Genomic DNA, 13460 nt, shown 5'->3' on the forward strand with positions numbered 1-13460 from the left:
GCCACCAAACCAAGTCTCGCCGACCCGGTCGTTATTCAGCCAGATCACTCCGCCGCGGCTTCGGCCGCGGCATGTGCCAGCGCCGTTGCCTTGGCCGCCATTTCACGTCCGGCATCGAGGTAGCTCATCGCGCCTCGGGAGCCTGGATCATAATCGAGCACCGTCATTCCGTAGCCCGGCGCCTCGGACACCTTCACACTGCGCGGAATCACCGAGCGCAGCACCGCGTCGCCGAAGTGCCCGCGGACCTCCTCGGCGACCTGGTCGGCCAGCTTGGTCCGGCCGTCGTACATCGTGAGGATCACCGTCGACACGTGCAGGTCCGGATTCAGGTGCGCCTGCACCAGACCGATATTGCGGAGCAGCTGCCCGACACCCTCCAGCGCGTAGTACTCGCACTGGATCGGGATCAGCACCTCCTTGGCCGCGACCATCGCGTTGACGGTCAGCAGGCCGAGCGAAGGCGGGCAGTCGATCATCACGTAGTCGATGTCGTAGCCCGCAATGTTGGCCTCCTGGATGGCGGCCTTGAGCCGGCCCTCCCGGGCCACCATCGACACCAGCTCGATCTCGGCACCGGCCAGATCGATCGTCGCCGGGATGCACAGCAGGCGCTCGTTGTGCGGGCTCACCTGGATCGCGTCCCGGACCGACACCTCGCCGATGAGCAGCTCGTAGCTGGACGGAACGCCCGAGTGGTGCTCGATCCCGAGGGCGGTGCTCGCGTTGCCCTGCGGGTCCAGATCGATCACGAGGACCGTCATCCCCTGATGCGCCAGGGCGGCCGCGAGATTGACCGCGGTGGTCGTCTTCCCGACGCCGCCCTTCTGATTGGCGATGGTGATGATGCGTTGCTCGTGCGGTTTCTGCACTGTCACCTTTCCTGGATGGAGAATCTGGCTGGCGCGTTGTGCTTCGGCCGCGATCGGGGTCTCGCTGGGGGAGATGTTCCCAAACGGTGTGCTTCCGAATGTCTCCGTGTCGAAATTGCTGGAGTCCAGCATTCCCGGCACGCGCGACGTAGTTTCCCGTGAAACATTCGCCGGACCGCTCGACATAGACAGCTCCTAACCCGAGAACTTCAGATCACGTGCTTCCGACGAGCGTCGGCGCCGTGTCATCAAACAGCTGGTGTCGGTACGAACATGATGCGCAACCGGGTTCGCGGCGCCCGATCGACCGAGCGGAGCTCTCGTCGCGACACCAATTCCTCCGTGGCACCTACGCTCACGCCCGACGCTCACTAGCTTGCCAGCACCGAGCGCGATAAGAAAGCTGAATCGCGGCAATATGCAGAGGACACGCGAAGTTGTCCGCATTCAGCCACCGATCCCCGATGTTTCACATGAAACACGGGTTCCGCCAAGGGGGTTGCGGGGTGCCGGCAGATCTCCGACGTCGGCACTGTGCTGGTGTCGACCGGCGACGGCGGGCTGCTGGCCGGCATCGTTGGCGGGGGAGGGGCGACTCTCGACTCGCGATGTTTCATGTGAAACCGAGCGGCTGATCGTCGGGCACGCTTCCTCCCATCGACCCCCGCATCGGCTGCGACGCCTGTCCGATCTGCTTCGCGGTGACCAGGAACCGACGTCGCCGCACCGATCCATCCCCTCTCCCGCCGCATTCTAACTAGCCCACGTTTCCCGTGAAACATTCGAGCCGGCAGCTCCCGTCCGATGCTCGACCGACCGCCATCCACATCCACCCGAACCCGCGGGGAGCACCATCCCGCAGATCCCGGATCGCTACAGGCGACGAATCCCCTGCGACCGCTCCCGTCCTCGGCCGCTCGGTCCTGGTCGCCGCGTCGCCCGATCGCTCCTCGCCGCGCGACCTCTCGCTCCGCCACACGTCGTCGCCCAGGCTCTCGTCGTCCGCCGCCTCGCGTCGCCCGTCACATGAGTCGGCCGCATCGGTCGGATCAGCCGGGTCCACCAGGTTCCGCCGGACCGGCCGCACCGGCCGCGTCGGTCGGTTTGTCGACGCCCGCCAAGTCGGGTCGCGGCGGTCGGGTCCGTCGGGTCGGCTGGGTCCTCCGTCGAGTCGACCGGAACGGCCGGATCGTCCGCCGGATCGCCCGAGTCGCCGAGTCGGTTGAGTGCGTCAGCGCGCTAGTCGGATCCGCAGGATCGGCCAGGTCTGCTGGATCGCCCGCGTCGGTCGGGTCGACCAGGTCCGTCGGGTCGACCAGGTCCGTCGAGCCGGCCAGGTCCGTCGAGCCGGCCAGGTCCGTCGAGCCGGCCAGGTCCGTCGAGCCGGCCAGGTCCGTCGGGACCGTCGGGACCGTCGGGTCCGCGTCTCCCGCATCATCCTGATCGGCCGAGTCTGTATCGCCCGCGTTGCGTCTTGTCACCTCGTCGCACCGACAACCCATCCAGCCCCGCCAGCTCTCGTCAGCTAGTCGGCTTCCCATCGAACCAGTCGGGCTGCGGTGTCAGGCGCAGTTCACTCAAGGCAAGGGAATCGAGGTCGCGCGCATTTGGTTTCGCGAAGATAGGAGCGCGGCGCCAGGGTCAGGACCGGAGCACCGCGGGGTCTGTCGGGTGACGGTCGCTGGATCGAGCAGGTGCCCGATTGGTCGAAGGCGACGACGGGACCAACAGTCATCTCGGAGGTTTCACATGAAACATCGACCGCGCGATCCACCGACTGAGTGCGCCAGCGGAGCTATGGGACGGGCGGAAGGAAGCGCGGTGACGCTGCCCGCGAACCTCCCGGTGGAACGGAGGCGGCGGCGGTCGCGATGGGCAGCAGGTCGATCAGCGTGCCCGGGCTGGATGGATCCCCCGTGCAAGTCCGACCTCGTGATGGATCGGGCGAGCACGGCCGATCCGCCAGCCGTGCGATCGGAACGAAACGAGCCCGCAGCGGCCCGCACATCCACGAGATCAATGAATGAAGTCGCCCCGGCCGGTTTCACATGAAACATCGAACTTCCACGCCCCAGTAAAGGCCGACCCAGCACCCTCCGACACAAGAGTCACGTGACGCAATGAGTCAGTTGCGTCGGGACAAGTCGAGGCGGGCTGGTGGACGCCGGGAGAAGGTTGTCTCCGCCGATTGCGACTCGCACTCTCAACAACGAACCGCCAGGGCTATCCACCAGAGGATCGACGGCGCATCCCTTTGCTCCGAAAGATGAGCGGCCGCGAGGTTGCTTGGTTCTCTGGGCGCGGGGCTGCCGACTCACGGGATCACCGGGTCGCCGGTCGCCCGGCTGCGGATCACTGATCGCGGGGCCGCCAGTCGCAGGGTCACCGGGCCGTCCGGCCGCCGGGGTCACGGGCCGTCGGTCGCCCGGCCGCGGGATCACCGGGCCGTCCGGTCGCGGAGCCGCCGAGCCGCCAGGTCGCAGAGCCGCCAGGTCGCAGAGCCGCCGGGTCACAGGACCGCCGGGCCGCCGGACCGCGGGGTCACGGGGTCACGGGGTCACTGGATCTCGGGCCGCTGGTCGGCGGGGACACCGGGCAGCCGGTCACCCGGCTGCGGAGCCACGGGGGCAGCCGGTCACCCGGCCGCGGGATCACGGGCGTCCAGTCGCAGGGCCGCCGGTCACGAAGGACACACGATCGCGGGATCGTAAGGTCGCGAAATCGCCGGATTGCCGGGTCGCGGAGTACACCGCGCCGCCGCGTCGCGAGGTTCACGAAGTCGCGATATCACCGGGTCGCGAGGATGCCGGATCTTGAGGTCGCGGGCTCGCCGGTTGCGCGGTCGCTAGTCGTTAGGTCGTGGAAATCTCGGGGGCGCCGAATCTCCGGGCCGCACGGTCGCGAGTCACCGAACCGCCCAGTCGCCCGGTCACCCGGTCGCGGGGTCACCCGGTCGCGGGGTCACCCGGTCACACGGTCGCGGAGCCGATGAATCTTGGGGTCGCACGGTCGCGGGTCGCCGAGCCGCCCAGTCGCCGAACCGCCGGTCGCCTGGTCAGCCAGTCACGCGGGGTCGCGGGGTCGCGGGGTCGCGGGGTCGCGGGGTCGCGGGGTCGCGGGGTCGCGGGGCGCCGGATCGCCCAGTCGCGGGGTCGCCTGGGTCGTGGATTGCCCGAGCTGTCGGATCGCCAGGTTGCCGGTCGTGAGATCGCCCAGTTGCCGGATCACTCAACCGCCAGATCATCGGATCACCGGCCCCCGGACCGAGGGATTGTCCGGCTGCCCCGGCCGTCCGGTAGCGATCACCGGGCCGCCAGGCCGCGGAGTCGCCGCGGAGTCGCGTCGCGAAGTTCGCGAGTCGGCGAGCCACCGAACCGAGGAGCCGAGGAGCCGAGGAGCAAATTGGCGAATATCTTGTGGCCCACGCCTGGCTAGTCGAAGCAACACTCCACCTGAGCAAGAAGTTTCGGGGACCGCACCGCACCGGGACCCGATTCCGATCAATCGGTGCCGCGTATGCCGAAGCTCGATCGGCCGGACGCCCCGCATGAATCCGTGTCTGCGGCGACGTCCTCACCCACCCGTCGGACAGCACTGCGACTCCGATCGGACCGATGGTTTCACGCGAAACCTCACACCTAACGGGTGGGCTACTTGGCCTCCCACACGCCACCGGATAGCCAGGCATTTCCATGTGCTCCACCCGATTCCGATCAATCAGTAACGCGTATGTCGACGCTCGATCGGCCGGACGCCGCATGAATCCGTACCTGCGGCGATGTCCTCACCCACCGGTCCGACCGCACTGCGGCTCCGGTCGCACCGAAAGTTTCACGCGAAACCCGCACCGGACCGGTGGCTACTTCGCCTCTCCCGTTCCACCGGAGAGCCGGATGTTCCACGTGCTCCACTCGATTCTGATCGATCGGTGACGCGTGTGCTGACTCTCGAGCGTCCGAACGCCGCATGAATCCACGCCCGCGGCGACGTCCTCACCCATCGATCCGACCGCACTGCGGCTCCGATCGCACCGACAGGTTTTCACGCGAAACCCAACGCCGCACCAGTGCGCTACTTCGCCTTCCGCGCCCGACCGACTCCGGGCTCCCCGGCGCGCTTCGCCGCCTTCGCCTCGCGACGCGCAGTCGCATTCTCGCTGCGCCGTCGGGGCGCGCGCTCGGCGCGGGGGAGGCGCTCGGCGCTGATGATCAAAGTGGGGGTGGAGACGAGGCCGGCTCCGCATTCGACGACCATCGTGTTGCCTGCGCCGGCTCGCTCCAGTGCCTCGCCATCGCGGGCGAGTTCCTCGACTGCGCTCACTCCTTTGAGGGCGAGCATTCGGCCGTGGTCGCGCAATAGGGGGAGGGACCATTGGGCGAGTTTGCCCAGGGGCGCCACTGCGCGGGAGGTGACGACGTCGGCGCCGCCGGCTTCTTTCAGTACGCCGGACTGCTCGGCCCGGCCGCGCACCACGGTGACGTCCAGGCCGGCCGCCTCGATGAACTCGCTCAGGAAGATGGTGCGGCGCAGCAGCGGCTCGACCAGGGTGATGCGCAGATCGGGGCGGGCGATGGCGAGCGGGATGCCGGGGAGTCCGGCGCCGCTGCCGATGTCGACGACCGAGGAGCCCTCGGCGATCAGCTCGCCGATCACCGCGCAGTTGAGAATGTGGCGATCCCAGAGCCGGGGGACCTCACGCGGACCGATCAGCCCGCGCTCGACGCCGGCGGTGGCGAGCGCCGCGCAGTACCGGCGGGCGAGATCGAGTCGGTCGCCGAACACCGCCGCAGCCGAGGCTGGCGGTTCCAGCTCGGCGGGCAATGCGGTGGCTTCACCGAGATCTCGTTCCACGTGAAACATCCTTCCGAACTCGAGTCGATCAGGGGACCGGCGACGCGCGGACAATCAGGTGCCGGACATGAACAAGGCCCCCGATCCGAAGACCAGAGGCCCTATCCAACCATTACCCGTCAGGGTGACGAAATACGCCGGGCCCTAACGTGTCCCGCTTTCGCTCAGGACGGAACAACCACAACATGCCGATTCGGCTCGACGCCTTCGCTCTCGCTGGCGACGCCGTCGATCACCGACACCGCGTCGTGCACGATCTTGCGCTCGAACGGCGTCATCGGGGAGAGCGACTCCGGCGCACCGGATTCCAGCACCCGCTGCGCGGCGGCGGTGCCGAGCGCACTCAGGTCTTCCCGGCGCTTGGCCCGCCAGCCGGCCACGTCCAGCATCAGCCGGCTGCGCACGCCGGTCGCCTGCTGCACGGCCAGCCGGGTGAGCTCCTGTAGCGCGTCCAGCGTTTCGCCGTTGCGGCCCACCAGCTTTGACAGATCCCGGCCACCATCGATGCTGACGATGGCGCGGTCACCCTCGACGTCGAGGTCGATGTCACCGTCGAAGTCGAGCACGTCGAGCAACTGCTCCAGGTAGTCGCCCGCGATTTCGCCCTCTTCGATCAGGGCTTCCTCGGCATCGTTCACGACATCGTCGGCGTCCGTTCCGGCGTTCACCATCGTCGTCGCCACTGTGGCGTCCCCTCCGTCGGTCTCAACTGTCATTTGATTTCCTTCATCTGCTCATCACGCTCGCCGTGCGCTCGCCGCCGGACGGTGCGCGATCAAGGGGTTGCTCAGCGTTGGTGGCCGGCCGACCACCGAATTGCGATCAGCGGCGGCGCTTCTGGTTCGCCCGGCCCCGGTTGCCGCCCGGTCGCTTCTGGCCGCCCGGCCTGCGCTGCTGTCCCGCGGGCTTGCTGGTGGTCTTGGCGGTGCCGTTGGTCGAGGCGGGAGCGTCGACCGCGTCCACCGCATCGACGGCGTCTTCGAGCGCGTCGGCCGGCGACTTCTTCCGCGTATTGACCGGCTTGGCCCCGGGCTTCGGCGCGTTCTGCGCGCGCTGTTCCAGCTTGGCCTGCTTCTTCTCTTCCGCTTCGCGTTCCATCCGACCGAAGACGAGATGCTGCTGCCCGTAGGTCCAGATGTTATTGGAGACCCAGTACAGGAGGATGGCGATCGGCAGGAACGGACCACCGACGAGCACACCGAGCGGGAAGACCCACAGCGCGAGCTTGTTCATCATCGCGGCCTGCGGGTTGGCCGCCGCCTCCGGCGTCTGCCTTGCCACCGAGGCGCGGGCGTTGAAGTGGGTCGCCAGGCCGGCGATGATCATCAACGGGATCGCGACGACGGCGATGCTGACCTTGTTCGGCAGCCCGAGGCCGTCGATGGCGAAGGCGCGCAGTTCGGTGTCGGGGATGGTGATGAAGGACGAGATCGGCGCGCCGAAGAGACGGGCGCTCAGGAAGGACTGCACGTCGGCCGCGTTGAACACGTAGTTCGGCGTGTTCGCGTTCTGCTCGATGGACATGCCGAGCTGGCCGAAGCCGTGGCCGGTCCGGTTGAACGAGCGCAGCACATGGAACAGACCGAGGAACACCGGAACCTGGGCCAGGATCGGCAGGCAGCCCATCAGCGGGTTGAAGCCGTGATCCTTCTGCAGCTTCTGCATCTCGGTCGCCATCTTCTGGCGGTCGTTCTTGTATTTCTTCTGCAGCTCCTTGATCTGGGGCTGCAGTTCCTGCATCTGCTTGGTGGTGCGCACCTGCTTCACGAACGGCTTGTAGAGCAGCACACGCAACGTGAAGACCAGGAAGACGACGGCGAGTGCCCAGGCGATGCCGCTGTCTTTTCCGAGACCGGGCACCATCGAGAACGCCCGGTGCCAGAACCACAAGATCCAGGACACCGGATAATAAATGAAGTCGAGCACGGCTCTATGCACTCCCGTCGTTCGTATCGCCGATCACCGCACGCGGTGATCCTTTCCAAGCGTTCGGCTCCGACACCGGGTCGGCCTGCAGGTTGGCTTCCTGCGGCGCCGGATCGGTGGCTGCCACGGTCCCGGGCACGGTGCGAACGGTGCTTCGCTTCCGCTCCGGAACGGGGTCCCACCCACCAGGGTGCCAGGGCGCACATTTGGCCAGTCGCACGGCTGCCAATCCGAGGCCGACGAACAGCCCGCGCGTCCGCAATGCGGTGACCGCGTACTCGCTGCAGGTCGGGGTGAATCGGCACACCGGCATGCGGGTGGGGGAGACGTAGGTCCGATACAACTCGATCAGAAAGATCAGTGCGTTCGCCGGTAGCCGGCCGATCTTCGCGGTGCGGCTCATGCCGGACCGGCCGATCCGACGGCTGCCGCGCCGGTCGATCCGACACCGAGTTTGCGTACCGCCCCGCGCAATTGGCGCAGCAGCTCCTCCGAGGAGGCGGCCGCCGCACCCGGCAGGGCGCGGATCACGATGTCGGCGTCGGCGGGCAACTCCGGAACTATCTGGAGGCACATATGACGCAGGCGGCGGGCCACACGGTGTCGAATCACCGCGTTGCCCACCGCCTTGCTGACGATCAGCCCGAAGCGTGGCCCGCCTACGCGGACCAGCGCACCGGCTGGATCACCATGTCGTCCATTCACGTCCACGACTCCGTCATACCCGTGCGTGAGCACGTGTACGACCAGATCTCGCCTCCCGACTCGCTGGCCGCGGCGCACCGTCCGGGAGAAGTCGGCACGATGATGCAACCGATACGGCTCAGGCAACACCCGAGCGTCCGCGGAAGATCAGGCAGTGAGTTCGGCGCGGCCCTTGCGGCGGCGCGCCGAAACGATGGCGCGACCCGCACGGGTGCGCATCCGGAGACGGAAGCCGTGGACGCGAGCCCGACGACGGTTGTTCGGCTGGAACGTCCGCTTGCCCTTGGCCACGGTCAACACTCCTCGAGTCAGTGGGCACCGGTTAGTGCCCGAAGCTATTTCGGTGAAACAGGTATTCGCGATGAATCGCAAGGTCTGGTCATCATCGGCGCGTCGGTCTTGGCGCACAGTCGGTCGATCACGACCTACACGCGGTCAGCACAAGACCGCCACCGCACCAAAGGGTGACTGTACGAGGGTACTGATCGCCTCGGAGCGGGTCAAACTCGCCCCACCCGAGCGGCCCCGAACGCCCGACCAGCACGAACCCGAACGGTCGATCCCAAAGCTGTGCATATCACGGTCAGACCCTGTGAGTATCACCGTGAGTTCGTCCACACCCCTAGCCACGCCCGAACGCGTCGCCAACCTGCTTTGCCAGGGGGTTGCTACAGAACCGCAGGTCAGAGCCTTGCCGTCGGGCCGAAAAGCCGTATTTCACAACTCCCCAGGGTTCTCCACATCTGTGGATAATTGTGTGGAAAGACCCGTGGAGTGGCATATTCGTAGGGCCGACGGTGCCCCGTCGCCGCTCGGAATGGGGATCCGGGCAGCGCTCGAACCGGTTACGGACGTACGCAGGATCACGGTACCGACCCGAGCACGGTCGTCACCACTGCCTCCCCGCGTGCCCCGGCCGTCTGCTCCTATCGACCTACTTCCGGGGAGGAAACTGCATGGACGACGAGCAGAACGTGTTGGCCACGGTGTGGCCCGAGGTAGTTGCCGAGCTGACCACCGGCTCGACCGACGGTGCCATTCCGCCGGTCACCAGAGCACAGCAGGCCTGGCTGAAACTGGTCAAGCCGCTGACGGTGGCGCAGGGATTCGCCCTGCTCTCGGTGCCTTCCTCGTTGGCTCAGGAGGCCATAGAACGCGATCTGCGCGAGCCGATCCTGCGGTCGCTGGCCCGGCGGCTCGGTCCACAGGTGGAAGGACTCGGCGTGCGCATCGCCGCGCCGACCGCCCCGACCAGCGACCGGAACAGCAACAACCCCCGGCACGCCCGAATGACGAGCATGCCCTCGCGCCCGAGGGACAACGGACCTCGCGATAACGGTCCCCGCGACAATGGACCTCGGGACAACGGTCCCCGCGACAACGGTCCCCGCGACAACGGACCTCGCGATGGCGGCCCCGGAGACAATGGTCACCGCGACAACGGCCCCCGGGACAACGGACGTGGCCAGGCCGGCTACCCCGGCGGCGAGTACCAGGGCCGCGACGACTACCAGCAACCGCGCTACGCCCAGTCCAACGACTACGCCCCGGCCCCCAGCTACAACGGCGGATCCGACTACTCCGACAACGAGTACGCCCCGGAATACCCAGCCACCGGCGAATACGACCGCCAGGACTACGCCCGCGACGAGTACCAGGACCGCGGCGAATACCAAGCCCCGGCCGAGCTGCAGCCCGCACCGCGGCACGACCCCTCGCCCGCGCAACGCCGTGACCAGGGCCTTCCTCCGCGCCGCGAGTCCATCCCGCCCGGCCAGGAGTCCTTGTTCACCCCCGAGCCCGGCCCCGCCGCCATGCGCGGTCCGGTCCGCGCCCCCGTGCGCGAGGCCGCGGAGTCCGACGATCAGGGCATGACGGCCGCGCACGAGTCGGTGCGCGAATCCGAGAGCCCGCGCGCCGACCGGGACGACGAGCCCGTGGTCAACGCCCGTAATTCCTGGCCGACCTACTTCACCAAGTCGCAGGAGAGTTCCGCGCCGTCGAGCTCCTCGGCCAGCCTGAACGCGAAATACACGTTCGAGACGTTCGTCATCGGCGCGTCCAACCGGTTCGCACACGCCGCGGCGGTCGCCATCGCGGAGGCGCCTGCCCGCGCCTACAACCCCCTATTCGTCTGGGGCGCTTCGGGTTTGGGCAAGACGCACCTACTACACGCGGCCGGCCACTACGCCCAGCGGCTGTTCCCAGGCATGCGGGTGAAGTACGTCTCGACCGAGGAATTCACCAACGACTTCATCAACAGCCTGCGTGACGACCGCAAGGTGGCGTTCAAGCGCCGCTACCGCGAGACCGACATCCTGCTGGTCGACGACATCCAGTTCATCGAGGGCAAGGAAGGCATCCAGGAGGAGTTCTTCCACACCTTCAACACCCTGCACAACGCCAACAAACAGATCGTCGTCTCCTCCGACCGCCCGCCCAAACAGCTCGCCACGCTGGAGGAACGGCTGCGCACCCGGTTCGAGTGGGGCCTGATCACCGACGTGCAACCGCCCGAGCTGGAGACCCGCATCGCCATCCTGCGCAAGAAGGCGCGGATGGACCGGCTCGACGTGCCGCACGACGTGATGGAACTGATCGCCACCCGGGTGGAACGCAATATCCGCGAGCTGGAGGGCGCGCTGATCCGGGTGACCGCGTTCGCGTCGCTGAACGGTCAGCCGCTGGACCTGCCGCTGGCCGAGGTGGTACTGCGGGACCTCATGCCGGACACCGCGGCGCTGGAGATCAACGCGGCGACGATCATGGCCGTCACCGCGGAGTACTTCAACACCACGCTCGAGGAGCTGACCGGGCCGGGCAAGGCGCGGCCGCTGGCCCAGGCGCGGCAGATCGCCATGTACCTGTGCCGTGAGCTGACCGATCTGTCGCTGCCGAAGATCGGCCAGGCGTTCGGCCGCGACCACACCACGGTGATGTACGCGGAGAAAAAGATCCGCAAGGAGATGACCGAGCGGCGCCGGGTCTATGACCAGGTGCAAGAACTAACAGCCCGAATCAAGCAACGCTCGCGCTGAGTTTCACTAACACCCCCGCACCGCCCCTGACCTGGGGCGGTGCTTTTTTGTGGCCTGTGGATTCCTCGAGGAATCCTTGTGGAGTCCTCGAGGAAACTCCTAGTTGTGCACCGGTTGGCTAACAGGTGTGGGGATGGACTGCCGGGCGTTCGCTAACAGGGACTTATCCCCAGCTTCCCCAGGCGGACTTGCGCACAGGCAGTGACCAGCACGGCAGTCGGTCACGGGGTTGGGGAATCCTCGAGGAGTCCATGTGGAGTCCTCGAGGATTCCTCGAGTTGTCCACGCATCGGTACACACGTGTGAACAACCGGGTGAATTCGGTGGAACAACTCGAGGAGCACTCGAGGATGAATGTGGGACAACTTCGGAACTCCACAGACGCCCCTCGTTCATCCTCGAGACACCCCGCGGTCATCCCCACGGCACCACGCCCGCTGACCTGCGGATTCGGCGTCAGTGCACAGATTCCACAGTGCCTACTACTACTTCAGTTCTTCTCCTAGAAGAACCTTCTTTAAAACAGGTGTGTGGAAAGTCGGGTTGAGGAGAGTCACGACGCGAACCGCTCTCGTCCCCAGGCAAGGAGAAGAGCCGGGAGCAGATCCGCGATCGAGAGTTCGGTCGGCAGATCCGTACACACCCGCCGCGCACTCACCGGCTGACCGACATCGGACCGACAAGAACCGCCGGAGGGTCGGGCTAGGCCACAGCCACAGTCGCGGGTACGGTTTGGTGTCGGTCGCCTGTGCCACACTTTCCATGGCGGCTGATCCACATCCTGCGCGAATCAACGTTGAACGAGCCGACAGGCTTGGAGGACGAATGTCCGGCCACCGCATAACAGCTCACGGAACTGGGAGAGGACAGATCGGGCGATGGAGCTTGCAAGCATGAAGTTTCGGGTCGCCCGAGAGGACTTCGCCGAATCGGTTGCCTGGGTGGCACGTAGCCTCCCGTCCCGGCCTCCCGTCCCGGTGCTCGGTGGCGTGCTGCTCGTCGCCGACGAAGGCGGGCTCACCGTCTCCGGCTTCGACTACGAGGTCTCCGCGCAGATGCGGGTCGCCGCCGAGGTCGCCGGTCCGGGCGAGGTCCTGGTCTCCGGCCGGCTGCTCGCCGACATCACCAAGTCGCTGTCGAACAAGCCGGTCGACGTGTCGGTGGACGGCACTCGCGTGCTGATCGCCTGCGGCAGTGCGAAGTTCTCCCTGCCGACCATGCCGGTCGAGGACTATCCCCAGCTGCCCGAGGTACCGCAGCAGACCGGTGAGCTGAGCGTCGACGTGTTCGCCAATGCGGTCGGCCAGGTCGCCGTGGCGGCGGGCCGGGACGACACGCTCCCGATGCTCACCGGCATCCGGGTCGAGATCGAGGGCTCGAAGGTGGTGCTCGCGGCCACCGACCGATTCCGCCTCGCGGTGCGCCACATCGAGTGGTCGCCGGCCGATGCCGCCATCGAGACCTCGGTGCTCATCCCGGCCAGGACGCTGTCCGAGGCCGCCAAGACGCTCGGCTCCTCCGATGCGCCCGTGCAGCTTTCGCTCGGCACCGGCGCCGGTTCGGACGGCCTGCTCGGCATCGTGAACGCGGGCCGCCGGACCACCACCCGGCTGCTCGACGCCGAATTCCCCAAGTTCCGTCAGCTGCTGCCGAAGGAACACACCTCGATCGCCACCCTCCAGGTGTCCGTGCTGACCGAGGCGATCAAGCGCGTCGCCCTGGTCGCCGAGCGCGGCGCCCAGGTGCGGCTGGAGTTCTCCACCGAGGGCCTGCAACTGTCCGCCGGTGGCGACGACGCCGGTCGCGCCGAGGAATGGCTGGAGGCCGACTTCCGCGGCGAATCGCTGACCATCGCGTTCAACCCCGGCTACCTGATCGACGGCCTGTCCGCGCTGCACGCCGAGCGGGTCACCTTCGGATTCACCACGCCGAGCCGGCCCGCGGTGCTGCTGCCTGCCGTCGAGGACGAGCCGAAGGTGCTCGAGTCGGGCGCGTTCGCCGCCCTGGACAGCCCGTACACCTACCTGCTGATGCCGGTCCGGCTGCCGGGCTGAGCACCTGTGCACGA

10 protein-coding genes are annotated in these 13460 nt (G+C 67.3%); 2 read left to right on the forward strand and 8 right to left on the reverse strand.

Annotated elements, in window-relative coordinates; all coding sequences use genetic code 11:
• Window positions 1-44 precede the first annotated feature (44 nt).
• The 8 genes from AB0M22_RS14590 to rpmH all read right to left on the reverse strand — a co-directional run bounded on the left by AB0M22_RS14590 (window position 45) and on the right by rpmH (window position 8645).
• On the reverse strand, window positions 45-1058 hold the full coding sequence (locus tag AB0M22_RS14590; RefSeq protein ID WP_364725646.1) for a ParA family protein: 1014 nt from the start codon (window positions 1056-1058) through the stop codon (window positions 45-47).
• 863 nt (window positions 1059-1921) lie between these two features.
• The gene (locus tag AB0M22_RS14595; protein WP_364725649.1) at window positions 1922-2353 is read right to left on the reverse strand and encodes a hypothetical protein; all 432 of its coding nucleotides are present in this window, start codon (window positions 2351-2353) and stop codon (window positions 1922-1924) included.
• Between the two features lie 2590 nt (window positions 2354-4943).
• Window positions 4944-5732 carry a 16S rRNA (guanine(527)-N(7))-methyltransferase RsmG gene (gene rsmG / locus AB0M22_RS14600; RefSeq protein ID WP_364725652.1) on the reverse strand — a complete coding sequence of 263 codons (789 nt, stop codon included), beginning with the start codon at window positions 5730-5732 and terminating at the stop codon, window positions 4944-4946.
• A gap of 155 nt (window positions 5733-5887) precedes the next feature.
• The gene (locus AB0M22_RS14605; RefSeq protein ID WP_357380377.1) at window positions 5888-6394 is read right to left on the reverse strand and encodes a protein jag; all 507 of its coding nucleotides are present in this window, start codon (window positions 6392-6394) and stop codon (window positions 5888-5890) included.
• Between the two features lie 151 nt (window positions 6395-6545).
• A complete protein-coding gene (yidC, locus tag AB0M22_RS14610; RefSeq protein ID WP_364725655.1) occupies window positions 6546-7649 on the reverse strand; it encodes a membrane protein insertase YidC in 1104 nt (367 codons plus the stop codon).
• A gap of 4 nt (window positions 7650-7653) precedes the next feature.
• Window positions 7654-8052 carry a membrane protein insertion efficiency factor YidD gene (gene yidD / locus AB0M22_RS14615; protein WP_150400462.1) on the reverse strand — a complete coding sequence of 133 codons (399 nt, stop codon included), beginning with the start codon at window positions 8050-8052 and terminating at the stop codon, window positions 7654-7656.
• Window positions 8049-8483 carry a ribonuclease P protein component gene (gene rnpA, locus AB0M22_RS14620; protein WP_364725660.1) on the reverse strand — a complete coding sequence of 145 codons (435 nt, stop codon included), beginning with the start codon at window positions 8481-8483 and terminating at the stop codon, window positions 8049-8051. Before rnpA ends, yidD begins: the two co-directional genes overlap by 4 nt.
• An 18-nt stretch (window positions 8484-8501) precedes the next feature.
• Window positions 8502-8645, reverse strand: a complete 144-nt coding sequence (gene rpmH, locus AB0M22_RS14625; protein ID WP_005516618.1) for a 50S ribosomal protein L34 — start codon at window positions 8643-8645, stop codon at window positions 8502-8504.
• Window positions 8646-9310: 665 nt separating this feature from the next.
• Between rpmH and dnaA the strand changes: the two genes are divergently transcribed.
• Both dnaA and dnaN read left to right on the forward strand, forming a co-directional pair.
• Window positions 9311-11392, forward strand: a complete 2082-nt coding sequence (dnaA, locus tag AB0M22_RS14630; protein WP_364725663.1) for a chromosomal replication initiator protein DnaA — start codon at window positions 9311-9313, stop codon at window positions 11390-11392.
• A gap of 878 nt (window positions 11393-12270) precedes the next feature.
• Window positions 12271-13446: a DNA polymerase III subunit beta gene (dnaN, locus tag AB0M22_RS14635; protein ID WP_364725666.1), complete on the forward strand. Its 1176-nt coding sequence runs from the start codon at window positions 12271-12273 to the stop codon at window positions 13444-13446.
• Window positions 13447-13460 lie beyond the last annotated feature (14 nt).

Source organism: Nocardia sp. NPDC051756, from assembly GCF_040681495.1.
GTDB lineage: Bacteria > Actinomycetota > Actinomycetes > Mycobacteriales > Mycobacteriaceae > Nocardia.